The sequence below is a fragment of the Aliidiomarina iranensis genome (genome assembly GCF_003987135.1).
GTDB classification, from domain to species: Bacteria; Pseudomonadota; Gammaproteobacteria; order Enterobacterales; family Alteromonadaceae; genus Aliidiomarina; species Aliidiomarina iranensis.
This window is the reverse complement of sequence record NZ_PIPJ01000002.1, coordinates 243753-269800: the sequence shown is the minus strand read 5'-3', so window position 1 is coordinate 269800 and position 26048 is coordinate 243753. Positions and strand designations below refer to the sequence as shown.

Below are 26048 nucleotides of genomic sequence, written 5' to 3'. Positions count from 1 at the left end.
ACTTGAAGCGAATATTGTATCATGAGCGCAAAGATGCGACTAAGCATGAAACTTTCCAGTTAAACGGTATCGAATTTTTAACGGCTTCCGGTAAACTTTAAGATCAAACGAATAAATTATCGTGTGATCACGTTTATAAAATATTGAGAATAGGAATTGAGTTTGAACTGGCGTTCGTACCTTGAAGATAGAAATAAAATGTTCTGGCTCCTGCAAATCGCTGGGTGGTCGGGCTATGCTTTAGTGCAATATATGGGCTCACTCATGCATGAAATGCGTGAGATTTGGGTGGTTATCGTATTGTTGGGGGCATATGCAGGCTTCTTGTTAACTGTGCCCATGCGCTATATCTATCGCTCTATCTGGGATAAACACCCCATGTTACAAATCGTGGTGGTGGTGTTCTGTTCATATCTTGCCGCCGCGCTATGGGCGGTGATCGATAATTTAACGAATTGGGAAATTTATAAATTTGGATTTCGGCCAACCAACCTCCTATTTTACTTTCAGCTGACGGTAGTGAAGTTTTACATTATGCTCACTTGGAGCGTTTTATATTTTGTAATTAAGTACTACCAACTCTTGCAGGACGCGCAACAGAAATCACTTGCGGCGGCATCGATGGCACACCAATCGCAGTTGAAAATGTTACGCTATCAACTAAACCCACATTTTCTTTTTAACACCCTAAACGCCATTTCCACCTTGATTTTGGTAAATGATACCAAGGGTGCTAACCAAATGATGAGCAAGCTCAGCCGGTTTCTGCGTTTTTCGCTCGATAACGAGCCGATAAAGCGAATTACGCTTGAGCAGGAATTATCCGCTGCAATGCTGTATTTAGATATCGAAAAAGTTCGCTTTGGTGAGCGCTTAGAGGTGATTGTAAATGTTTCTGAGGAAGCTAAGAAAGCTTTGGTTCCGAGCTTGATACTACAACCCTTGATTGAGAACGCCATTAAATATGCCATTGCAAAAACGGAATTAGTAGGGCGCATTGAAATTAATGGCTCGGTTGTTGAGGGCCAACTACTGGTTACGATCGCCGATAATGGCCCGGATATTTTTGACGCCACAAAAGTGAAAATTCGTGGCTCTGGTGTTGGTTTAGTGAACACAAAAGAACGTTTGAAGGCCTTGTATGGGAAGCAGTTCTCATTTAATCTGTCAGCCAATTCACCATCGGGTTGCATAGCATCTCTGCAAATCCCTTGGCAAGTAGTAGAGCGATAATGTTATTTCCTTCGTATACGGTTTGCACTTTGCCTGTGTTAGGCATTCCAGCGACAGACAAGAGGTACTAGTTTGAGCCTTACTCAACGAATTCGAGCGATTATTGTGGATGACGAGCCGCTCGCTCGTCAGGGGTTGCGTATTCGTTTAGATGCTTTTGAACAAGTTGATGTCATCGCCGAAGCGAGTAGTGGTCGAGAAGCCGTGGAGATGATCGTTCGCGAGCAGCCTGATCTCGTATTCCTTGATATTCAAATGCCCGGTTTGAACGGTTTTGAAGTATTGCGCCTCATTCGCGAGCAAGCGCCACAAATGCCCGCAGTAGTTTTTGTAACCGCTTACGATCATTACGCAATTCGTGCATTTGAAGTTCGTGCGATTGATTATCTGCTAAAACCCGTTGATGAAGAACGTTTGGCGATTGCCATCGAACGTATTGGCGAGGAGCTCCGAACTGAGCAAAGCAGTGATTACCAACAACGATTAGTGCAGCTAGTAGCGGAAATTACTGGTGGCGATGTTGAGGATATTCTGCAGCAATTAGCTGAGGGAAAAGCGCCCCTAATTGAGAACTATCCCGACCATATTGCGATTAAAGATAGCGGCGAAATCACCAGAGTAGCGATTAACTCGATTGAATGGATCGATGCGGCTGGAGATTACATGTGCATTCATGCGGCGAATCAAACGCACATTTTGCGCCGTACAATGAAAGAATTAGAACAAGAACTGAACCCCCGCTTATTCCAACGCATTCACCGCTCGGCAATAGTTAATTTAGGGCAAGTGGAAAAACTCTGTAGCCGCCAAAATGGCGAGTACCATTTAGTGCTGCAAAACGGCCAAGAACTGAAAGTAAGCCGGAGCTACAAGGATCGGATAAAGCAATTAGTGCTTGGTGTGGCTCAATAACTTACTCTTGGGCTCAGCTAATGCGTACAGCAACGAACCTCCTCATCATTATTTTACTCTCGCTTCTCTTAACCAGTTGCAGTAGCCGCCAGCTTGGTTACCGCTATGCGGAAACGTTAATTAGTTGGCAAGCAGGGAACTACGTATCTTTAACCGATAGCCAAGATGAATTATTGCGAGCGGAAAGCCAGCGGTTTTTACAATGGCATGCTGAGCAGCATATGCCGCAGTATTACGCAACACTCAGTGATATCTATCGGCAGTTACAGCGTTCCGAAATGGGCGCTGAAGATTTGGCAAACTATAGTGAAGAATTAGCAACTTTTTGGGTTCAGATACGAAATGAACTCATCCCGCCTTCAGTAGCGCTGCTGCAAAGCTTAGATGATGAACAAGTAGCCGAACTTCTTGGCAATATGCAGGAACGATTGCAAGAACAAGAAGAAGAGCTAGCTCAGGTAGATGCGGAGATAGCGGCAGGGAACGCAAGTTATGCGCAAGAACGCCGAGCGGAACGATTTTTAAATTCATTTCGAGATTATGCGGGCCGGCCAAGCTCGGAGCAGGAGGCGCTTATTCAAGAATGGAGCCTACAAACCTCGAGCCTTGATGCACAATGGTACGCCTATCAAGTAGCCTGGCATGAGGCTTTTGTAGCGGCATTGGAACAACGCAAAAGCTCGGATTTTGCCGTTATTTTGGGTGATATTTACCTCAACCCTGAACAATTTAGAAGTGCAGAAATGCAAGAAAATCTGGCGCTAAACCGAACACGCACAGTACAGCTCATGGTTGCATTGGAGCAAAGTTTAAGCCCCCGACAACGGGAACGAATATTGCGTAGAGTAGATCGCCTGCGTCGCGATCTTCGGGGCATGATGAAGCAGCGCGAAGTAAGCGTTTAGCCTGTATTATGAAGCCATTAGTCCGTGGTTAAATGAACTAATGGCGCATACCATGAGGGCAAAGCCTATACTTGCAGGATTTTGCTTGTGTTGGTTTTACCGATGGTTTCCATAACATCACCATGAGTGATGATGACCATTTCACCTTTTTTGATATGCCCCCGTTTTTCAATCAGTTCAATAGCATCGCGCAGTACCTGTTGAGCATCGGAGCGCGTAGAATCAAAATACTCTGGATACACACCCCGATATAGATTCGCTCGGTTTAATGAGTGGTGATGCCGAGATAGGGCGAAAATTGGTAAATCGGTATGAATACGCGACATTAACTTAGCGGTGTGCCCGGATTCCGTTAAGGCAATAATTGCGGTAACGCCCTCAAGATGATTTGCCGTGTACATTGCCGCTAATGCAGTAGCTTGAGATACCGAAGGTACCGGCTCTTCGATACGCTCCCGGTTCAACCGTAAGGTTGGGTATTCTTCGGCACCGCTACAGATTTCAGCCATTGCCAACACGGTTTCCACTGGATATTTGCCGGCCGCTGTTTCGGCACTAAGCATAACGGCATCGGTGCCATCGAGAACAGCATTAGCAACATCCATTACCTCTGCGCGCGTTGGCATCGAATTATCAATCATCGATTCCATCATTTGCGTGGCGGTGATAACTACCTTATTCAGCTCTCGAGCGCGTTGAATGATGCGTTTTTGTTTGCCAACTAATTGCGCATCGCCAATTTCCACACCTAAATCACCGCGAGCAACCATCACTACATCACTTTCTTCAATAACATCATCGAGTGCCGCTTCGGTGGCTACCGTTTCAGCCCGTTCGATTTTCGCGCAAATGGCGCCATCACAGCCCGCTTTATTGAGCAGGGCACGAGCCAGCTTTAAATCGGCTCCGCTGCGTGGGAATGATACGGCAAGAATGTCTACGTCAATTTCTGCGGCTAACTCAATATCTCGATAATCTTTATCAGTAAGCGCTGCGGCAGATAGGCCACCGCCCATCCGGTTAATGCCTTTATTGTTTGATAAAGTTCCACCCACAGTTACCTTGGTATGAACTTCGGAGCCTGAAACCGAGGATACCTCAAGGCGAATTCGGCCATCATCTAGCAGCAAAATATCGCCGCGCTGAACGTCATTTGGTAGGGCTTTATAATCAAGGCCAACACGTTCTTGTGTGCCTTTTGCCCCATCAAATGCAGCGTCTAATATGAAAGGGCTGCCTTGTTCTAGATCCACACTGCCATTTTCGAAGCGCGCCACCCGAATTTTAGGCCCTTGCAAATCACCCAAAATCGCAACGTGATAACCCAGCCGGCCTGCGATTTCACGAACAGCTTCCGCACGTTTACGATGATCGTCGGCGTTACCATGAGAGAAATTCAAACGCACAACGTTTGCACCGGCTTTTATTAGCGCTTCGAGAACCCCTGGTTTATCTGTTGCGGGGCCAAGCGTGGTTACGATTTTTGTGCGTCTTAACATGGTGGTTTAACCCTTCCTATTGAATGTGTGCGTATAAATAGCTAGCAGTGCTGTACTCGTATTGAATACAAGTGGCGTATTCATGTTACGTGTTCATGTTACTTTAAATATTCTTGCCTGTTTTGCAATCGCCAACGTGCATATTAACATAATGAATGTGGCCAATGTGTGAAAGGCCAAATCAAAACTGTAAAATGAGAGATATATAATGTCGAATTCCGCGCCGAAAACCCCAACCGTAGCGAAAAGTGCCGATGAATGGCGGCAAGAACTTAGTGCAGAACAATATCGAGTGCTTCGAGAAAAAGGCACGGAGGCTCCATTTTCAGGTGCCTTGCTGCATGAAACGCGAGACGGTGATTATTACTGTGCTGGGTGTGGTGCGCTCTTATTTAAGGCGAATACCAAATTTGATGCAGGCTGCGGGTGGCCAAGCTTTTTCGCTGCGGAATCCGATACGGTAAAATATGTTCGCGATAGTAGCCATGGTATGGAGCGAACCGAAATACTTTGCGCTCAGTGTGAAGGGCATCTCGGTCATGTATTTTCTGATGGGCCGGCGCCAACAGGACAGCGCTACTGTGTAAATTCTTTAGCACTCGATTTCAGCGCAAAAGAAAAGCCCTGAAGTAGCAGTTTGTTGGCAAATTAAGTACAATGCGGCACGCATTTTAGGCAGGTTTCGAACTCCTAGAACATTAACTAGGGCTGCAGCGAAATCTTTTTCGTTACATTCGAAAGAATCAACAAAGGTTTACCGATGACTGACGCGCTGAACGATATTACGTTAAAAAGCTGGGAAGAACGCCAAGAATACGCTGAGTTAATGCAGCCATTGATTGGTCGTTTATATCGTACCAAGGGAGTAGAAATTCTGGTGTATGGCCGGAGCCTGCTTAATGGTTCAACCATAGATATCATAAAAACGCATCGCTTAGTGCGCCAACATGAAGGCCACAAATTGCGTTTGCGTGAGAGCTATCCGTTTTTGCAAGCTATTGCGGAAACAGAAATGGCACCAGCTCGTATCGATGTTGGTAAATTAGCGTTCGGCTACCATTTTGGCGGTAAGCGCCAAGGTGAAGAAAGCGTTGAAGAATACGTAAAGCGCGCCTTGGGTGATCTTGTTGGAAAAGCCGATGAGGTAGAGCCGCGCGATGTTGTTTTATATGGTTTTGGCCGGATTGGTCGTTTATTGGCGCGCTTATTAATCGAGCGAAATGGCCGAAACAACAAGTTACGCTTAAAAGCTATTGTTGTTCGTGGCGGCGGCAAAGGGGATTTAGAAAAACGCGCGAGTTTATTACGCCGAGATTCTGTGCATGGCCCATTCAATGGTTCTATTACAGTTGACCATGCAAACAGCGCTATTAAAGCGAACGGTACACAAATTCAGGTGATTTATGCGAACTCACCTGATTCCATCGATTACACCCAGTATGGTATTAATAATGCAATCATTGTGGATAACACTGGTGTTTGGAAAGATGAGGAAGGGCTTGGCCTCCACTTGCAATCAAAAGGGGCCGCGAAAGTACTGTTAACCGCGCCTGCCAAAGGCAATATAAAAAATATCGTTCACGGCGTAAATCATGGCGATATCCAAGCGGAAGATTTAATTGTTTCAGCGGCGAGTTGCACTACAAACGCTATTACGCCAGTTTTGAAAGCAATTAACGATGAGTTTGATATTCGTAATGGCCATGTTGAAACCGTGCATGCCTACACGAATGATCAAAACCTCATTGATAATTATCACAAAGCGGAACGCCGCGGCCGTTCGGCACCTTTGAACATGGTACTTACGGAAACGGGTGCTGCAAAAGCGGTAGCTAAAGCTTTACCTGAGTTGGCTGGCAAGCTTACCGGCAACGCTATACGTGTACCCACGCCAAACGTATCCATGGCAATTATGAATTTAAACCTCGGTAAAGCCACGGATAAAGAAGGCTTGAATGAGTACCTTCGGAAAGTAGCGTTAAATTCGGATTTGCAAAACCAGATCGATTTCACTTCATCCACTGAAATTGTATCATCGGATTTAGTGGGTAGCCGTTATGCCGGTATTGTTGATTCGCAAGCTACTATTGTAGATGGCGATCGTGCCGTGCTTTATGTTTGGTACGATAATGAATTTGGTTATAGCTGTCAGGTTCTTCGGGTAGTTCAGGATATGGCTGGGTTAATTGTTCCCAACATACCAGCATAATCTTCATGCCGAAATAAGCGCCTGTAGGCGCTTATTTTTTAGTTATATTTTATCGTTTATACAGAATTTCTGTTGTAAACGAGCTCTCTAATTAGTGCCCATGAACTTTTAATGCGGCGCGGGAAAATAAGGATTCTTATGTTTATTTCAACAGCATTTGATAGCGGTAATATTGAAGTAATCAGTGCCGATAGTGCTGATAATATTCGCTTACGTATCCGCAAGGATAACCAATCTGATTTCTATCAATGGTTTCACTTTAAGCTGTTCGCGGAGATTGATGTTGAGCACAATATGGTGATCGAGAACGCAGGTGGATCGGCTTATCCAAAAGGATGGGAAAATTACCAGGCAATGGCGAGCTACGATCGTGAACACTGGTTTCGCGTGCCCACTCACTTTGATGGCGAAAAACTAACCATAAGCCATATCCCCGAGCAAGAAACCGTATTTTACGCATACTTTGTGCCTTATAGCTGGGAGCGCCATCTTGATCTATTGCAAATTGCGCAACAATCCTCTTGGGTTCAGCAATGTGTGTTAGGTACCACGCTAGATGGCCGCGAAATGAATATGTTAGTGATTGGCGAACCGGCTGCACATAAGCGCAATATTTGGATTACCGCGCGCCAGCACCCTGGCGAAACTATGGCGGAATGGTTTGTTGAAGGTTTGTTGGAACATTTATTAGATGAAGATGAGCCGGTATCAAGGCAGCTTTTGGATAAAGCCGTTTTTTATGTCGTTCCTAATATGAATCCTGATGGTAGTGTTCGCGGGCATTTACGAACCAATGCGGCCGGCGTGAATTTAAACCGAGAGTGGGCGGCACCTTCATTAGATAAGAGCCCCGAGGTATTTCATGTGCTAGAAGAGATGGATGCAATTGGCGTGGATATGTACCTCGATGTTCATGGTGATGAGAATTTGCCTTATAACTTTGTTGCGGGCTCTGAGGGCATTCCTTCTTATGATGAGCGCCACGCTCAGCTTGAAGAAAATTTCCGCTCAGCTTATTTAGCCGCCACTGCTGAATTTCAAACAACCTATGGTTATGAGAAAGAAGCACCAGGCCAAGCTAATTTAACCGTTGCCAGTAGCGCGGTTTCCGAACGCTTTAAGTGCTTAGCCTTCACGATTGAAATGCCATTTAAAGATAATGATGATATGCCAGAACCGTATCAACAATGGTCGGATATTCGCTCACGTAACTTCGGCCGCGATACATTGAAGGCAATATTAGATGTAGTTGATCAGCTGCGTTAAAACGGTTGCTTCGTTTCAGCGCTAAAAGATACTGAAAAAACACCCAGCAAAACAAAAAAGGCCGAACAATTTATGTTCGGCCTTTTTATTCGTTAACCTTTTTCTATGCTGGTTACTCTTTATCGGTTTCGGGCGCTGCTGGAGCTACGCTGCCTTCAGCACGCTGTTTAGCAATTCGCTTCTCCCAAAAATCAGCTTTTTTGATTCCCAGTTTTACTGGATCAAAAATAATGGGGCCGCCGGCTTTTTTCTGCTCTTCGTAATCGCGTAAGCACATAATAGCGGGCTTAGCGACAAAGAAAATGGCGAGAATACCAAGAATGTTAATCCAAGCCATGAGGCCAACACCGATATCACCGAGGTTCCAAATATAGCCTGAACTATTCACCATGCCATAAGCCACCATAAACATAATAACCACTTTTACAATAAAGAGTGAGAATCGGTTTTTGATGTAGCGGTTTAGATAGGCCACATTGGTTTCAGCAATGTAGTAATAAGCCAGTATAGTTGTGAAGGCAAAGAAGAAAATGGCAATGCCCACAAAACCTTGGCCGAAACCGCCAAACACACTAGATAACGCCAGTTGTGTGAAAGCGGGAGAGGCTACTTCTGTTGCAGCATCCACATTTTGCAGGATTAATGCACCAGAGGTTTCCGCTACTATGTTGTATTGCTGAGTGATAAGAATCATCAGAGCAGTTGCAGTACACACAAATAAGGTATCAACATACACTGAAAATGCCTGGACTAAGCCTTGTTGCGAAGGGTGATCTACCTCAGCGGCAGAAGATGCATGCGGGCCTGTACCTTGGCCAGCTTCATTGGAATAAATACCGCGTTTAACACCCCAACCAATCGCCGCACCAAAGCCTGCTTGCGCGGTAAAGGCGTCGGAAACAATCATGGCAAATATTCCTGGAACCTGATTCAGATTCAAGAACACAATAACCAACGCCATGATGATGTAGGCTAAAGCCATGAACGGCACTACTATCTGGGTAAAGTTAGCGATTCGGCGAATACCACCAAAAATTATAAAGCCGAGAACGATGAGGATAACCGCAAGGGCAATCAATTTGTGCGAGCCAACATCGCCATAATCAGTGGTTACCAGATTGCCATCACCGAACACTTGGGTAACGGCTTGGCCAACGGCGTTTGCTTGAATGCCAGGGAGAAAAATGCCGCACGCAATAATCGCAGATATAGCGAAAACAATAGCTAACCACTTCTGCCCCAGTGCTTTTTCAAAATAATAAGCCGGGCCACCGCGATACTGACCATTTTCTTCTACTTTGTAAATTTGGCCTAAGGTTGATTCGGCGTAGGCTGTGCTTGCGCCTAAAAATGCCACAACCCACATCCAAAACACTGCCCCGGGGCCACCAAAACCGATAGCCGCAGCAACGCCAGCAATGTTACCCACACCAACTCGGCCTGAAAGCGTAACGGCCAAGGCTTGGAAGGAGGAGATACCTTTGCTAGATTCGTTTGGGCTCAGTAGTAACTTAACCATTTCTTTGAAATGGCGAACCTGAGCGAAGCGTGTAAGGATTGAGTAAAACAAACCCGCGGCTAAGCATAAAAATACAAGCGCGGGGCTCCAAATGATACTGTTAAGTGTGCTGACCAGATTTTCCATCAGATCCTCTCGTGGTTGTTATTGTTCTGTTATGAATACTTTGCCACAGTTACGGAGAAAGCTCTACGCTATTCCTTGCAGAAAACTGGCTTCTTACCGCGATTAATCGAAATCTAGTAGGAATATAGCGCAAATAGCCGTTTTGATCGGGAAAGGAGTGATGACCCTGAGCCAACAGGCTGATATGATAGGGCTCAGTGTTTGCGGTAAATCGAGCCAAGAAGGCTAAATTCTTTTACAAAGCGTAATCACGTTTGAATTCTGTAACTGAGCATTATTCGAGAAAAAGGGGTGATGCTCTTATATTTAAGTTTAGGTGATTTATCTATGGCAATTATAAGTTGCCCCGGATGCGGAAAAAAAGTATCCGATAAAGCTGCTGTATGCGGTGAGTGTGGTTTTATGCTGGGTGCTCATGATGTTGAGAGCTTGGCGCGGAAAGCACAAAATCAACGCGCAATCAAAGTAAGTAAATTGGTAAGCCAACAAATGTTGGCTATTTTACTTTTTATCGCTGGCATTGCCGGTACCTTCTATGATTGGGCTCAGCTCGATGGGTGGCAGTTTATGCCACAAGTATCGATGGTTGTTACTGTGTTCAGTTTCGTTTGGTATTTGGTAGCTCGAGCACGTATTTATATTCTTAAGCGACAACGTTAACTATGCAGTATGAAGACGCCTTAAGGGCGATGACCCCAGAAATTTATGAACGGATGAAAACTGCAGTTGAAACCGGGCGTTGGCCCGATGGGCAAAAACTAACTGCCACGCAACTCGAAAATGCGATGGAACTAGTTATGGTTTATCAAGCGAAACGGCTGCAACAAGATGATCATTTTACTATTTCACCTACCGGCGAACTGGTTACCAAAACCAAAGGCGACATGCGCGCGGAACTGCGAATGCGTACAGCTAACGACATAGCGCGTTTTAAAGTAAATAACCCAGCCGACAGCGAAAGCGATACGGAGAAGTGAATCAGTGTTTGTAACCGAAAAGCCCAATCAACAAGGTACTGCCGAGCATTATCAAAGCCTCAAGGAGCAACTGCAGGCGCTCGTGGCTGATGAGCCAAACCTCATCGCTAATTTGGCCAATATCAGCGCAGTTCTGTATGAGCAACTTGATAACTTAAACTGGCTAGGCTTCTACCTCACCGAGGGTGAAGAACTCGTGCTAGGCCCATTCCAAGGGAAAGTGGCTTGTGTGCGTATTCCTTTTGGTAAAGGGGTGTGTGGAACCGCGGCGAGTAGCCAAACTATTCAACGCATTGCCGATGTGCATGCGTTTCCTGGCCATATAGCATGTGATGCAGCGAGCAACTCCGAAATTGTATTGCCGATTGTAGTAAATGGTAAAACAGTAGCTGTATTGGATATTGATAGCCCCAGCACAGATCGATTCACCGCAATGGATGAAGCTGGGCTTGCAGCTTTATTGCCGCTGCTCGTTGATTTGAATTGGTAGCGGCATGGATTCATTTGATGTTCGGCCTTACTTGGTTTCCATTCATGACATGGAATTCTTTGAAGATGATGCTGAACAGGCAGCTGATAATCTGAACGCTATGCTTTATGCCCTGGTGCGTGAGGCTGAATCAAGCGATTATTGGAATTCAGAAAAAATAGAACAACTGGTTGTTGAAATTTCTGAGATGTGGGTTCGAGAGCTCGGCCTTATTGAAACAGAAGTTGATGAATTAGAAGATTATATAACTCACTTGGTACATCGAATAGAACAAGATGGCCAAAACGAACAGCTCGATGAAGGTTAATTAAATGGACAACACGGCAAAACTCTCCACCAGTAAAGAAGTGATTGCATATTTGGCAACACAGTTTCCAAACTGCTTCACCCTTGAAGGAGAGGCGCGACCCTTAAAGATTGGTATTTTTGATGATTTAGCAGCGAGATTAGTAAACGATGAGCAGGTTAGTAAAACACGTTTGCGTTCCGCTTTGCGTCAGTACACAGGCTCTTGGCGTTATTTACGTGCCGTAAAGGCAGGGGTTGAGCGAGTTGATTTAGATGGCAATGATGCGGGCTTAGTAGAAACCGATCACGAAGAGCATGCACAGTTACAATTAACCGAATCACAAGCACGAGCAAAAGCAAAAAGAGCAGAGCGTGCGGCAGAAAGCAAAGCTGCTGCGACAAAAGCTCGTGCAGCTAAGAACAAAGACGCGCAAGATGGTGTCAGAACGGATAAGAAAGGGGGGCGGGGAGCTCCAAAAGCAAAAACTCGCCGTAATACGCAAACAGAGCATGGCAAAGCAGAAAAAGCGAATAAGCCAAAAACCGAAGCTCCGTTGCAAGTGGTTGAACCGGCACAGGTGCAGATTGGGCAATCCGTGCAAATAAAAGTGGGTAGCTTTCCAGTCACTGGTGTGATTACTGAAATTGATAAAAACGATGCGCAAGTTCAGTTACCGACAGGAATGTCGGTTAGAGTTCAAATAACTGAATTGTTCAGCGTTTGATAGGAGTATGAATGATTAAGCAGGTTGTACAACGAGTAGCTTTAGTATTTGCGTTGTTAACGAGCGCGGTTTTTTTTAGCGCATCAATTTTCGCGCAAGATGACGAAAGCTACAGTGTTAGTGATATACCGAAGCTGCAACCCGAATCGCAACATGTAGTTGCCAGTCGCCGAATTGCTGCTTATTTCACGCGGTATCACTACAGTAACGTTGAGCTTAATGAGGAAATGTCGCGGCAAATTTTTGATCGCTACTTTGAGCAGCTCGATTACAACCGCATGTTTATGCTAGCAAGCGATATAGAAAGCTTTCAGGAGCATCGTGATAACTTTCATGAAGCGCTGGTAGAAGGTGAGTTAGCGGTAGCCTTTGCTATTCACCAGAAAAATTTAGAACGTAGATTTGAGCGCTTTCAGTTCGCCTTAGAAGAAGTTTCCAACCTTGATGATGATTTTAGTTTCGATGAAGAAGGTGCGGAATATCAGTTTGATCGAACTGAGGCAGATTGGGCGGCAAGTGAAGAGGAATTAAATGATATTTGGCGCCTTCGGGTAAAAAATGACGCGCTTAACCTTGCGTTAGCTGGGCGTGAACCGGAAGAAATCATTGAAAATCTAGAGCGCCGCTACCGTTCTGCACAACAACAAATTACCCAACACAAAAGTGAAGATGCGTTTCAATCGGTGATGAACGCTTTTGCGCGAAGCGTGGATGCGCATACAAGCTATTTGTCGCCTCGTAACGCTGAAAGATTTCAGCAAAACATGAATCTATCGCTGGAGGGAATCGGTGCTGTATTGCAGGCAGAGTATGATTACACCGTAATTCGCTCGTTAGTCCCGGGTGGCCCTGCCGAGCGCTCAGATGAACTGAATCCAAATGATAGAATTATTGCGGTTGCCCAAGGCGACCAAGATTTTGTAGATGTGATTGGCTGGCGTTTAGATGATGTAGTTGAGCTTATTAAAGGGCCAAAGGGCAGTGTAGTTCGCCTGCAAATTTTAAAAGAAAGTGATGGTTCCGGTGCCGCCCCAAAATCGGTAGAAATCGTTCGCGAAGAGGTTCGGCTGGAAGATAGAGAAGCGAAATTGAGCTACGAAACCAGTGATACCGGTGATAAATTCGCTGTGATTACCATTCCAGGTTTCTATAATAATCTAACCGATGATGTTCGTGGTTTGCTAACTGAAGTGAATGGCGATGAGAATATTGAGGGCTTGGTTGTTGATTTGCGCGGTAATGGTGGTGGTTCTCTAAGTGAATCGATAACACTTACTGGCCTCTTCATTCCTTCAGGGCCTGTCGTTCAAGTTCGCGAAAGTAGCGGCCGTGTTGATGTGAGCGGTGATCCGGATCCTGCGGTTGTGTATGAAGGCCCCATGGTTGTGATGGTGGATCGATTTAGTGCATCGGCTTCAGAAATTTTTGCCGCTGCCTTACAAGATTATCGCCGTGCTTTAATTGTGGGCGAGAACACCTTCGGTAAAGGCACTGTACAGCAGCACCGTGGTTTACAACGTCGCTTTGATTTAGGCAGCAACCCGATGGGCAGTGTGCAGTACACCATGGCCAAGTTCTATCGCATCAATGGTGGTTCTACACAGCACAAAGGTGTGGTGCCCGATATTGTATTTCCGAGCTTGATTGACCCAGAAGAATTCGGTGAGAGCCGTGCAGATAACGCACTACCTTGGGATCAAATTGAGCCTGTACAGTTCCGCGCTTTTAATTTCGTGAACAATGAATTGATCGAAAAACTAGCTAATGAGCACAAACTTAGAATAGAGAACGACAAAGAGTTCGCGTTTATTGCCGAAGATGTCGAGCGCTACCGAACGATGCGCGAGCGTACGTCGATATCCTTAGTGCGTGCTGAGCGAGAGGCTGAAACCGAGGCGCAGCAAGCCCGAAATCTTGAGCGCATCAACTTGCGTTTGCAGCAAGCAGGGCTCGAACCCGTTGAATCAATCGATGGCGTTGAGGAAGAATATCGCTCACCAGACGTGTTCTTACAAGAGGCTATTGAAGTAGCAGCCGATTACGTGCACACCATGAGTGGTGGCGCTCGAAATGTACGCAACGATTAGTTGCGATTCATTTGGGGATTCCTTTTTGCTGTAAAAAAAACCCGAAAATCAGTGTAATTTGAAATAAGGGCTTGCCGTTGCAGGCCCTTATTTGTAAGTTAGCAACCTATCAAATTAATATTGCCGAAAAACCATAACAATAACGGTACTCGCTTTATGACAATAGAACGTTCTACAAACAATCGCTGGTCGAGTAATTTTTCTTTTGTGCTCGCTGCTACTGCTGCCGCTGTTGGGCTCGGAAATATTTGGAAGTTTCCGTACATCATGGGTGAGAACGGTGGCGGTGCATTCGTACTTTTGTATTTGCTTTTTATCTTCCTTATTGGTGTGCCTGTTCTTATGGCAGAAGTGCTTATTGGGCGAAGAGGCCGCAACTCCCCAGGTTACGCTGCGGCTAAACTAGCGCGTGAATCGGGTGTTAGTTCAGCTTGGCAAATTACTGGGTGGATGGGTTTAAGTGCCGGTTTTATTATTCTTACTTTTTATGCGGTGATTGCCGGCTGGGCACTCTCTTATGTCGTAAAAAGCGTGAGTGGAACCTTTGTTGGAGCAACACCTGAATCCGTGTCAGCAACCTTCGGTGGAATGGTTAGTTCTGCGCCTGAGTTATTGTTCTACACCACAGTATTAATTGCTGCCACCGTTCTTGTTGTTGGCAAGGGCTTTAAGAGTGGTTTAGAAAGAGCTGTAACTTATCTAATGCCCTTGTTACTTGGCCTCTTAGTGCTAATCGCTCTGTATGCCGCGCATATTGGTGATTTCGGTGCTGCTTTTACGTTTATGTTTTATCCCGATTTTTCTGCTTTAACAACGCAGGGCGCTTTAATCGCCCTGGGGCACGCTTTCTTCACGCTTAGTTTAGCGTCTGGCGTAATGATCATCTATGGCGCGTACCTACCAAAAGGTGCTTCAATCGTAAGAACTTCAATTTGGATAGCTATCGCCGATACAGTGGTTGCTTTAATCGCTGGCTTGGCTATTTTTCCTATCGTGTTTGGATTTGGGTTAACACCGAGCGAGGGGCCCGGTTTGATTTTCCAAACATTGCCGCTTGCGTTTGCCAATATGCCATTTACAACGCTGGTAGCCACCGTATTCTTTGTGATGTTAGTACTCGCGGCATTTACCTCCGCCATTGCAATGATTGAGGCTTCAGTAGCCTTTGCCGAAGAACGGCTGCGTTTAAAGCGTTGGCATGCTGCAATAACCTCGGGTGCGGTGCTTTGGACACTCAGTTTAGCAACGGTATTCTCTTTAAGTGGCGCCAGTTGGGCGCAACTTGAATGGAATTTCTTCGGCAAGGAGCTCGATAGTATTTTTGCGGCTATTGATCATTTAGCATCAAATATTTTACTTCCTCTAGGTGGGTTTATGGCCGCAGTATTTACGGGCTGGGTGATGAAAACACGCTTCACTGAAGAAGAGTTAAATATGAGCAAAACTGGATACAAAATTTGGCAATTCTGTGTTCGGTACTTAGCGCCAGTAGCGATTATTTGTATCTTTTTGCAGTTACTTGGCATTCTTAACTTTTAATTATTAGTTATTACTGGAATTATTTATGACGGTTAGTACAAAACGTCCCTCGTATTTGCAGGCGCTACTGCCTTTGCTCGCTCTTATAGTGATGCTGAGTAGCTCAGTTTATTTATTTGGCGAAGATTCCTCTTATGGTCCAAACCAAATCGCCTTATTAATTGCAGCCGCTATTGCAACCTTGATTGCTTTCCAAAATGGCCATCGTTGGGAAAACATTGAAAACGGTATTACCTCCGGTATCTCGGTGGCCTTGGGTGCCATATTGATCATTCTAATGGTGGGGTCGCTCATCGGTACTTGGTTATTGGCCGGTATTGTTCCCACAATGATTTATTATGGGTTAGAACTCTTAAGCCCGAGTTGGTTTTACGCTGCGGCCTGTATCATTTGTGCCATAGTAGCGCTATCTATCGGGAGCTCTTGGACAACCGCAGCTACTATTGGTGTCGCCTTGATCGGTGTTGCTACCGGTATGGGCTTGTCGCTTCCTATTACCGCAGGTGCAGTTATTTCGGGTGCGTATTTCGGTGATAAAATGTCGCCTTTATCAGATACTACAAATTTAGCACCCGCTGTAGCCGGCACAGAACTCTTCGCTCATATTCGTTACATGACATGGACGGCATTGCCTGCATTAGCTATCTCCATTTTACTTTTCCTGATACTCGGCTTTAGTGCTGGTGGGGAGGCTAATTTGGATTCCTTGCAAGTGATGCAAAACGAGTTGAGTAATATCTTTAATATCAGCCCTATTATGCTGGTTCCTCTGGCGATTCTTTTTGCTCTTGCCGCAATGAAAAAGCCCGCATTACCTTCTATTTTGATTGGTGCTCTTGTGGGCGGGCTTTGGGCGTTGATTTTCCAAGGTGATGTGATCGCAACCTTGGCAAATAGCGAAAGGCCGAATGCTCTGGTAGGAGCCATTGAAGTGGTGTGGCTTGCGCTTGCCAACGGTGTAGCGATTGAAGCGGAAAACTCTGAACTGAGCTCTTTGATCAGTGGCGGCGGTATGGCCAGCATGACCAACACGGTATGGTTGATTATCAGCGCCATGACATTTGGTGCAGTAATGGAAACCAGCGGCGCATTACAGAAATTAATTCGTGGCATTTTGAAATTGGTAAAATCAACCGGTTCGTTGGTTACGGCAACCGTTTTTACCTGTTTTGGCGCTAATGTGTTAACTGCGGATCAATACATGGCCATTGTTTTGCCCGGCAGAATGTACCGAGAGGCATATGCCGAAGCTGGATTAGATCCGCGTGTTCTTTCGCGCACATTGGAATCGAGCGGTACTATTACTTCTGCGTTGATTCCATGGAATACATGTGGTGCGTATATGTTCTCGGTGCTTGGAGTATATCCATTGCACTATGCACCATTTGCCTTCTTCTTATTATTGGTTCCCATGCTAACCATCATTTATGCCTACACTGATTTTAAAATCTTGAAATTAGATGATAAAAACACAGCAACCGCGTAATTTATTCGTTTTAAATGAACGCAGGCTCCGGCCTGCGTTTTTGTAAGGAAGAACTATGAGCCATTCGCCTGAAGCAAAATATCGCCTAAATTATTCTGCACCAAATTTCAAAATTCATACCACGGAGCTGAACTTCCATCTCGATGATCATCACACCGAAGTGTTAAACCGGATGGATATCGAGTGTTTAACTGAAGGCGCAAGCTTGGAACTCGATGGTGAGAACTTGCAGCTGGTGGCTCTCGCTATTAACGGTCGGGTATTAAGCGAAGATGAGTACTCGCAAACGGATAAGCAGTTGATTATTCCGAACGTGCCCGAACGCTTTGAGCTGGTAGTGGAAACTCTGATCGACCCGGCAGGGAACACTTCATTGGAAGGGCTTTATAAATCAGCGGGCACATTTTGTACCCAGTGTGAGGCTGAAGGCTTCCGTAAAATCACCTATTATTTAGACCGTCCCGATGTGCTCTCGGTGTTCACCACAACGGTGAACGCAACTAAGGCTGAGCATCCATATCTATTAGCCAATGGCAATCCAACCGCGGAACATCAATCGGGAGAGCGGCATGCCGTAACCTGGCATGACCCGCATCCAAAACCAGCCTATCTTTTTGCTCTCGTTGCTGGTGATTTCGATTTATTAGAAGATAGTTTTACTACCCAAGAGAATCGCGAGGTATTGCTACAGGTTTTCGTGGATAAGGGTAATTTGCCGCGAGCGAAGCATGCAATGGCATCACTTATTAATGCCATGAAGTGGGACGAAACGCGTTTTAACCTTACTTACGATCTCGATATTTACATGATTGTGGCGGTTGATTTCTTCAATATGGGAGCGATGGAAAATAAAGGCTTGAACATTTTCAACTCGAAATATGTGCTTGCCGATAGTAGCACTGCAACCGACCAAGATTTTTTAAATGTAGAATCAGTAATTGGCCATGAATACTTTCACAATTGGACCGGCAATAGAATTACCTGCCGTGATTGGTTTCAGTTAAGCCTGAAAGAGGGTTTAACGGTATTCAGAGATCAGGAGTTTAGTGCTGATTTGGGGATGCGTGCAGTAAATCGGATTCAAGATGCACGTATTATTCGTACCCACCAGTTTGAAGAAGATGCAGGGCCTATGGCGCATCCGATTCGGCCAGACCGAGTGGTAGAAATGAATAATTTCTACACAGTAACGGTGTATAACAAAGGCGCGGAAGTGATTCGCATGTTGCACACGTTACTTGGTGAAAGCAAATTTCAACAGGGCATGGCGTTATATGTTCAACGCCATGATGGTGAAGCTGTAACCTGTGAGGATTTCGTAAAAGCCATGGAAGATGCTAGCGGCCTTGATTTGGTGCAGTTTCGTAATTGGTATTCACAGGCAGGCACACCACGAGTAACAGTAACCGAAACTTATAACGCAGAAAACCAAACTTATTTGTTAACCTTAACACAGAGCACGCCGGCCACGCCTGGGCAACAAGTGAAGCACCCATTCCATATTCCGCTACGCGTTGAATTTGTCTCCAATAGTGGCGAACCAATGGCATTGCATCTGCTTGGCGCAGATAAACCAACGACAATCCTTGAACTGAGAGAGCAACAGCAGGTGTTCGAGTTTCATAATGTGAATGAGAAGCCTGTAACTGGCCTATTAGCTGATTTTTCCGCGCCAATTAGGCTTGAATTTACCCGGCCGGAAACTGAGTATCTCGCCATTATTGCTGGCGGTAACGACCCATTTTTACGATGGGATGCGGTACAACAATTATATTTTGGCGCATTACATACCGCTGTTGCGGATAACTCGGCAGTTGCTTTAACGCCGGCCTTAATCGCAGTATTACAAAAAGCGCTCGCCGATGAAAACTCGGATCCGGCAATGAATGCTTTACTATTGCAGGTTCCAAGTGAAGAGGCCTTGAGCCAGGAGTACGATATTATTCCTGTAGAAGCGATTTGCCGGGCGGTTTCGGAATTACGGCTAGCTTTGGCAAAATCCTTGCAATCGGAATTAATGCAAGCCTGGCAACAAGTTGATTTAGGTTCAAATGCGCTGAACTCGAGCACAATTGCCAAACGCATGCTCGGTAACACGGCACTTAGTTTTTTAGCGCTGTTGCCGGAAGATGCATCGATTCAGCGCGCTTTAAAAGCACAGTTCAAGGCAGCTAACAATATGACACTGCAGTTTGGAGCACTACAGGCAGCCGTTCATGCCAATCACCCGATAGCCTCGGAATTACTCACTGATTTTGCAGGGCAGTGGCAGGGCGAAACCTTAGTGATGGATAAATGGTTAGCGGCGCAAGCAACTGCACCTATCAGTGGCACAGTAAGTAAAATACAGAAACTTACTGAACATTCGGCCTTTAATTGGGGTAACCCGAATCGAATCTATTCCTTGCTCGCAAGTTTCACTCATAATCTTGGGCAGCTACATCACAGCTCGGGCGCTGGTTATGAATTTATGATTGCGGCCATTAAGCGTTTGAACGCTAGTAATCCGCAAGTAGCATCGAGATTGCTCTCGCCATTGTTGAAATGGCGCAGGTTACCAGAGAACCAGCAGGCTATGTTGAAATCGCAGCTAGTGAGTTTGAGTAAACTACCGAATTTAGCACCAGACCTATATGAGAAGGTGAATCAAACCTTAACGGATAATTAACTCCTCGCACCAGCTGCTTATACGTTGCTTTTCCTTGTCTAAAGGCCGACAATATAAATGTTTAAGACCGACCGTTGTAAACGGTTGGCCAGCCATTTATTTTTCGCCTGCAGACAAGGATTAATCACCATGGCATCGGTTAATACGCAAATACCGGTAATCCTCGAAAAAGTATCAGAAACCATCCATCAAAAACTTTCTAAAGAGAGCGCGCCGCTTGTCGATGAGTTCGCTCAACGCCTCTACCGGAATGTTTCGCGGGACGATTTGATGGGCCGCGATTACAGCAACATTTATGGCGCAATCGTTGGGCTTTGGCACAGTTTTAATGAATACGAATCAAATACGAAAGCCACAGTAAAAGTATATAACCCAGACGTAAGCCAATATGGCTGGGAATCACCTCATACCATTATTGAAATTATTCAAACCGATATGCCATTTATGGTTGATTCAGTGCGCATGGCGTTGAATCGCTTGGGAATAAACTCCCAGCTATTGTTGCACGCACCACTTGTGCATCGGCGGTGTGAGCAACAGCGCGTGTGTGAAATTTTACCTTCCGGAGTAACCGATAAAGATGCGCAAACTGATACCGTATTTTTGATTGAGGTTGACAGGCAGAGTGATGAAGGTGCGCGCAAGGCACTGAAAGAAGAGTTGGTGTCAGTGATGGATGACGTTGCACTAGCGGTAAGTGATTGGCAGCCAATGCGTGAAAAACTTGCCGATATTGCGAAAAATTTAGAGAACAACAAATTCCCCGGAGCGAAAGAGAAACTTGCGCAAGCCAAACGTTTTCTCTCTTGGTTAGCCGACGATAATTTCACTTTAGTGGGTTATCGTAGCTATTCAGTGAAAGCAACTGAAGGCGACTATGAGATTGTGCAAGATAAGGGTAGTAGCCTCGGTTTATTAAAGAATAGCGAACGTTCAGAACCCCGCCAGCTCTCGGCGATGGGTAAATTGGCGCGAAGTACAGCACTCTCCAGTGACGAGATATTGTTGCTCACCAAAGCGAATACGCGCTCTCGGGTGCATCGCCCGGCGCATTCCGATTACATTGGTATTAAACGCTTTAATGAAAAAGGCGAGGTGGTTGGTGAAGATCGCTTTATCGGTCTATATGCGGCAAGCTTTTACAACGATAGTGTGATGGATATCCCGTTAGTAAAAGATAAAGTTGAAGCCGTATTAGCTAACTCTCGATATGCTCGAGGTACTCACGCGAGTAAAGCACTTTTGAATATCATGCAAACCTATCCGCGTGATGAAATAGTGCAAAGCAGCATCGAAGATCTACTGAAAACTGCGTTGGGAGTTTTCCAGATTCAAGAGCGTGATATTACCCGGATTTTTCTTCGCCGCGATATTTTTGGCCGTTTCATTACCGCTATGGTTTATGTACCTAAAGAGCGCTATAACACGGCTCTTCGAATAAAAACACAGAAGATCCTAGCCCGAACATTGGGTAGCAAAGAAGAGGTTGATTTTACAACCTACTTCTCAGAATCAGCACTTGCAAGAACACAATACATTGTGCGCGTAGAAGACAGTGGACAGGAAATTAACGTGAAAGAACTTGAGCAAAACTTAACCGAAGCTTCGCGGAGCTGGGAAGATAATTTTGAAAGTTTACTTATTACTAGCAAAGGTGAGGTAAAGGCTCGAGAGCTTATGAGCCGATATGCCGAGGGCTTTCCGCGCGCCTACAAAGAAGAAGTTTTACCCGCAGTAGCCTTAGCTGATATCGATCAACTTGAAGCCCTTGATGATGAACACCGATTAGGTATGTTGTTTTATCGCGCGCAAGAAGTTCAGGATGATTCAAACCGAGTTAAATTAAAGTTATTCCACCGTGATGAGCCAATTCATTTATCGGATGTATTGCCCATGTTGGAGAACTTTGGTTTACGTATAATCAACGAAAGCCCTTATCAAATAAAAGATGCGAATGGCCATGTTTTTTGGGTGTTAGATTTCTTTATGCTCCACACCGCAGGCAAACTTGATTTGGATGGAAGCCGGGATAACTTCCAAAATTCCTTTGCGAAAGTGTGGTCGGGTGATTACGAGGATGATGGCTTTAATAGGTTGATTTTAGGCGCTGGTATGGAAGGCCGCCACGTTATTATCTTACGCATGTTCGCCAAATATATGCGCCAAATTGGCGTTACTTTCAGCCAAAGCTATATAGAAAGTACGTTCACGCGCTATCCCAAGATTGCGAAGCTGTTAGTGAAGTTGTTTTACACCCGATTTGAACCCGGTGTGAAGGGTGTTGCCAAAAAAGTTGAAAACTTGGTGGCTAAAATTCAGGCTGAACTTGAGAACGTATCGAGCCTCGATGATGACCGTATTATTTGCCGTTATTTGGATTTAATTCAGGCGGCGCTGCGCACCAACTTCTTCCAACTTGATGCCGATGGCAACGAGAAGCCTTACGTTTCTGTGAAATTCCTTCCCGAGTTAATAGCAGAGATGCCATTACCGCTGCCGAAGTATGAGATTTTTGTGTATTCGCCCCGTGTTGAGGGTGTGCATTTACGCGGCGGTAAAGTTGCACGAGGCGGGTTGCGTTGGTCGGATCGGCGCGAGGATTTCCGTACTGAGGTGCTAGGTCTAGTAAAAGCGCAACAGGTGAAAAACACGGTTATTGTGCCGGTTGGCGCCAAGGGTGGCTTTGTATGTAAGCAATTGCCGGAAGAGCGCGAGGCGATGTTTGAAGAAGGTAAGGCGTGTTATCGCACCTTCATTCGCGCGCTTCTAGATATTACCGATAACATCATTGAAGGTGAGGTTGTTCACCCAGAAAATGTTGTACGCCATGATGAAGATGACCCTTATTTAGTAGTAGCAGCAGATAAAGGTACGGCTACTTTCTCTGATATCGCTAATGGTATTTCTGCAGAATATAACCATTGGCTAGGCGATGCCTTTGCATCTGGCGGTTCTGTGGGCTATGACCACAAGAAAATGGGCATTACCGCGCGCGGTGCATGGGAATCTGTGAAACGGCATTTCCGCGAGATGGGTATCGATTGTCAGAAAACTGAGTTTACCTGTATCGGTATCGGCGATATGGCGGGGGATGTATTCGGTAACGGTATGTTGCTATCGGAGAAAACCAAACTTGTGGCAGCGTTTAACCACATGCACATTTTCATCGACCCAGAGCCAGATACCAAAAAATCGTTCAAAGAACGCGAACGCATGTTTCAACTGCCACGCTCTAGTTGGGAAGATTACGATAAATCGTTGATTAGTGAAGGCGGTGGTATTTTCTCACGGAGTGCTAAATCAATTGAACTTAGCACCCAAATGAAGCGTTTGCTGGGTACACAAAAGCGCAGCATGGCACCGAACGAGTTGATTCGTGCTTTGTTGATGTCGGAAGTTGATTTGATATGGAACGGCGGTATTGGTACCTATGTGAAGGGTAGCAAAGAAACTGACGCGGAAGTTGGTGATCGCGCGAACGATCCACTGCGGATTAACGGGAAAGATTTACGCTGCAAAATTATTGGTGAGGGTGGCAACCTAGGCTTCACCCAGCTAGGGCGAATTGAATTTGCCATGCAAGGTGGCCGTATTAACACTGATTTCATCGATAACGTGGGTGGCGTAGATTGTTCGGATAACGAAGTAAATATCAAAATCCTTCTCAACGGTTTAGTTACATCGGGCAAATTAACCAAGAAGCAGCGCGATAAATTATTGTTTGATATGACGGATCAGGTTTCGGAAATTGTTCTAAATGATTGTAATCGGCAAACACAATCTATGTCGGTTACCCTGATGCGTGGTGCGGATCAAATTAAAGAGATGCAGCGTTTCATTCATCATTTGGAGAAAGAAGGCCTACTGGATCGGGCGTTAGAGTTCTTGCCTGATGACGATAATTTGGCGGAACGAACAGCTTCAGGTAAAGGGCTAACTCGGCCGGAGTTGGCAGTTCTAAATGCCTACGGCAAGATGGTGTTGAAAGAGGAATTAGTAGTTGATGACATTACTAACGACCCGTTTCACGCTAAAGAGCTGGTTGCCTCATTCCCTCGCGAATTACAAGAGCAGTTTAGCGATGCGATGAACGATCACCCGTTGAAGGGGCAAATAATTGCCACTAAGTTAGCGAACAACATTGTTAATGATATGGGGCCGAACTTTGTTTACCGCAAACAAGAAGCAACAGGCGCTTCGGTGCCTGAGATTGCGGCTGCTTATATCATTGCACGTGAGGTGTTTGCGAGCCGGAAGATATGGGCTGAAGTTGAAAAACTGAATAATAAAATTCCAGCAAACGTGCAAAACCAAATTTTGTTCCAGGTACGGAGAATGGTGCGGCGAGCTACGCGCTGGTTCTTGCGTCATCGGAATCCGAAATTCAACTCAATTCAAGAGCATATTGATTTCTACCAGAAAGCTTTTGATGATTTGCAGAAGAATGCCTTGAACTACATGTCTGAGGCGGAGAAATCTGGAATTGAAACAAACATTGAGAAGTTAAAAGAGCAGGGTGTACCGGCGAAATTAGCTCAGCAAGTTAGTATCTTGAGCACTGTGTTCTCAGCAATGGATATTGCCGAAGTAGCCGATGAAACGGGGCAGAAGATATCCTTGGTTTCAGAAAGCTATTTCCGTTTAGGCGCCGAGATTCAAATTCATTGGTTCCTCGATCAAGTGAACAAGCAACCGGTTGCGAACCATTGGCAGGCATTAGCCCGAGCTGCATTCCGTGAAGAACTGGATTGGCAACAACGGTTACTCACGGTTACCTTACTGAAGTACTCAGAAGAGGGCACCGATGCCGATGCAATGTTAGCGGCGTGGTTAGAGGCAAACCGTAACTATGTTCTGCGTTGGAAGCAAACCTTGGCTGACTTCAAAACAACGAAGAGCCACGAGTTCGCGAAGTTCTCGGTGGCACTGCGCGAACTTACATTGCTTGGCCAGAAATGTGGTATCAATCAATAATGCAGCTGTATCCATTATTTCGTAAAGCGCTGTTTAGCCAAGATGCAGAGTGGAGCCACGATTTCACTCTGCGCCAACTTCAGCGCTGTAATTCCGGGCCATTACATAAACTAATCTACCAACGTTTACCGGTGAAACCGGTAAACGTTTTGGGCCTAACCTTTCCAAATCCGGTAGGGCTTGCCGCAGGTTTGGATAAAGATGGTAAGTGTATAAAAGCCTTGGCTGCTCTGGGCTTTGGTTTTATCGAAATTGGTACGGTTACACCAAAACCGCAACTCGGAAATGAAAAGCCGCGGATGTTCCGCTTACCTGAACACAAGGCTTTAATCAATCGCATGGGCTTTAATAACGAGGGCGTTGATGCGCTTGTTGAACGAGTTTCGGCGGCTGGTTTCAAAGGTATTTTGGGTATCAATATTGGCAAAAATAAAGATACGCCAGATGCCCAAGGCGTTCAAGATTACCTGTATTGTTTAGAGAAAGTGTATCCACACGCGAGCTACGTAACGGTTAATATTTCTTCGCCGAACACACCGGGTTTACGGGAGTTTCAACAGGGTACTCATTTGAGCGAGTTATTGAGTGCGTTGAAATCAAAGCAAAAGGAACTCACTGACGTGCATTTGCGGTATGTTCCAATACTAGTAAAAATTGCGCCCGACATGACTGAGGAACAAGTGCGTGGTTTCGCGCATGCCATTGTGGAACATGAATTGGATGGGGTGATAGCGACCAACACCACACTAGACCGAAGCGCGGTAGACGATGATCCTGTTGCTAATGAAGCTGGGGGCTTAAGCGGCGAACCCTTAGCTGATAAAAGCACGGAAACGATAAAATGGTTACGTGCAGCCTTACCGGAAGAGATTCCGATCATCGGTGCCGGTGGTATAGGGTCATCTGAGCAGGCTCACGCAAAGCTTAATGCAGGCGCGCAACTCATACAGATTTACACTGGCTTTATTTATCAGGGCCCCGCGCTCATAAAATCAATTGTTAACAGCTTGTAATCTAGTCTAGAAAGCCTTAATATCGGCGCTGAATCATCAAATGGAGTTTTATTGATGATTTTGGAGGCTCATTTAGGTTCAATTACTTTCGCCTCCGGCACTCAAAAACGCTTTGTAACAAAATGGACGAGT

Annotated in this window: 19 protein-coding genes; 17 read left to right on the top strand and 2 right to left on the bottom strand. The window is 45.5% G+C overall.

Going from position 1 to position 26048, the window contains the following annotated elements:
- Positions 1-162: 162 nt before the first annotated feature.
- From CWE08_RS04320 to CWE08_RS04310, 3 genes are all read left to right on the top strand, one after another.
- Positions 163-1233: a sensor histidine kinase gene (locus CWE08_RS04320; protein WP_126765952.1), complete on the top strand. Its 1071-nt coding sequence runs from the start codon at positions 163-165 to the stop codon at positions 1231-1233.
- A gap of 72 nt (positions 1234-1305) precedes the next feature.
- Complete coding sequence (locus CWE08_RS04315) at positions 1306-2145, top strand: LytR/AlgR family response regulator transcription factor (RefSeq protein WP_126765950.1); 840 nt, start codon at positions 1306-1308, stop codon at positions 2143-2145.
- A 20-nt stretch (positions 2146-2165) separates the two neighbouring features.
- On the top strand, positions 2166-3050 hold the full coding sequence (locus CWE08_RS04310) for a DUF6279 family lipoprotein (protein ID WP_126765948.1): 885 nt from the start codon (positions 2166-2168) through the stop codon (positions 3048-3050).
- A gap of 65 nt (positions 3051-3115) precedes the next feature.
- On the opposite strand, the gene pyk is transcribed toward CWE08_RS04310, so the two are convergent.
- Complete coding sequence (gene pyk / locus CWE08_RS04305; RefSeq protein WP_126765947.1) at positions 3116-4549, bottom strand: pyruvate kinase; 1434 nt, start codon at positions 4547-4549, stop codon at positions 3116-3118.
- A 208-nt stretch (positions 4550-4757) separates the two neighbouring features.
- Between pyk and msrB the strand changes: the two genes are divergently transcribed.
- The 3 genes from msrB (at position 4758) to CWE08_RS04290 (ending at position 8024) form a co-directional block, all read left to right on the top strand.
- On the top strand, positions 4758-5177 hold the full coding sequence (gene msrB, locus CWE08_RS04300; RefSeq protein WP_126765945.1) for a peptide-methionine (R)-S-oxide reductase MsrB: 420 nt from the start codon (positions 4758-4760) through the stop codon (positions 5175-5177).
- A 132-nt stretch (positions 5178-5309) separates the two neighbouring features.
- Positions 5310-6758, top strand: a complete 1449-nt coding sequence (locus CWE08_RS04295) for a glyceraldehyde-3-phosphate dehydrogenase (protein ID WP_126765943.1) — start codon at positions 5310-5312, stop codon at positions 6756-6758.
- Positions 6759-6896: 138 nt separating this feature from the next.
- Entirely contained in the window at positions 6897-8024 is a 1128-nt protein-coding gene (locus CWE08_RS04290; RefSeq protein ID WP_126765941.1) for a M14 family metallopeptidase, read from the top strand.
- Positions 8025-8136: 112 nt separating this feature from the next.
- Here the strand turns inward: CWE08_RS04290 and CWE08_RS04285 are convergent, their stop codons facing one another.
- A complete protein-coding gene (locus CWE08_RS04285; protein ID WP_126765939.1) occupies positions 8137-9669 on the bottom strand; it encodes an alanine/glycine:cation symporter family protein in 1533 nt (510 codons plus the stop codon).
- Positions 9670-9996: 327 nt separating this feature from the next.
- On the opposite strand from CWE08_RS04285, the gene CWE08_RS04280 reads away from it, so the two are divergent.
- The 11 genes from CWE08_RS04280 to CWE08_RS04230 all read left to right on the top strand — a co-directional run bounded on the left by CWE08_RS04280 (position 9997) and on the right by CWE08_RS04230 (position 25916).
- Positions 9997-10329 carry a zinc ribbon domain-containing protein gene (locus CWE08_RS04280; RefSeq protein WP_126765937.1) on the top strand — a complete coding sequence of 111 codons (333 nt, stop codon included), beginning with the start codon at positions 9997-9999 and terminating at the stop codon, positions 10327-10329.
- Between the two features lie 2 nt (positions 10330-10331).
- Complete coding sequence (locus tag CWE08_RS04275) at positions 10332-10646, top strand: YeaC family protein (protein ID WP_126765935.1); 315 nt, start codon at positions 10332-10334, stop codon at positions 10644-10646.
- A 4-nt stretch (positions 10647-10650) separates the two neighbouring features.
- Entirely contained in the window at positions 10651-11136 is a 486-nt protein-coding gene (locus CWE08_RS04270; RefSeq protein WP_126765933.1) for a GAF domain-containing protein, read from the top strand.
- A 4-nt stretch (positions 11137-11140) separates the two neighbouring features.
- Positions 11141-11443, top strand: a complete 303-nt coding sequence (locus CWE08_RS04265) for a hypothetical protein (protein WP_126765931.1) — start codon at positions 11141-11143, stop codon at positions 11441-11443.
- Positions 11444-11447: 4 nt separating this feature from the next.
- Positions 11448-12149, top strand: coding sequence for an RNA chaperone ProQ (gene proQ / locus CWE08_RS04260; RefSeq protein ID WP_126765929.1), 702 nt, complete (start codon positions 11448-11450; stop codon positions 12147-12149).
- 11 nt (positions 12150-12160) lie between these two features.
- Positions 12161-14236 (top strand): carboxy terminal-processing peptidase, encoded by a 2076-nt coding sequence (gene prc / locus CWE08_RS04255; RefSeq protein ID WP_126765927.1) that lies wholly within the window; start codon positions 12161-12163, stop codon positions 14234-14236.
- 156 nt (positions 14237-14392) lie between these two features.
- Complete coding sequence (locus CWE08_RS04250) at positions 14393-15775, top strand: sodium-dependent transporter (RefSeq protein WP_126765926.1); 1383 nt, start codon at positions 14393-14395, stop codon at positions 15773-15775.
- A 25-nt stretch (positions 15776-15800) separates the two neighbouring features.
- Positions 15801-17261 carry a Na+/H+ antiporter NhaC gene (gene nhaC, locus CWE08_RS04245; RefSeq protein WP_126765924.1) on the top strand — a complete coding sequence of 487 codons (1461 nt, stop codon included), beginning with the start codon at positions 15801-15803 and terminating at the stop codon, positions 17259-17261.
- 55 nt (positions 17262-17316) lie between these two features.
- A complete protein-coding gene (pepN, locus tag CWE08_RS04240; RefSeq protein ID WP_126765922.1) occupies positions 17317-19929 on the top strand; it encodes an aminopeptidase N in 2613 nt (870 codons plus the stop codon).
- Positions 19930-20058: 129 nt separating this feature from the next.
- Positions 20059-24903 carry an NAD-glutamate dehydrogenase gene (locus tag CWE08_RS04235; protein ID WP_126765920.1) on the top strand — a complete coding sequence of 1615 codons (4845 nt, stop codon included), beginning with the start codon at positions 20059-20061 and terminating at the stop codon, positions 24901-24903.
- The gene (locus tag CWE08_RS04230) at positions 24903-25916 is read left to right on the top strand and encodes a quinone-dependent dihydroorotate dehydrogenase (RefSeq protein ID WP_126765918.1); all 1014 of its coding nucleotides are present in this window, start codon (positions 24903-24905) and stop codon (positions 25914-25916) included. The genes CWE08_RS04235 and CWE08_RS04230 overlap by 1 nt, the downstream gene beginning before the upstream one ends.
- Positions 25917-26048: the final 132 nt, after the last annotated feature.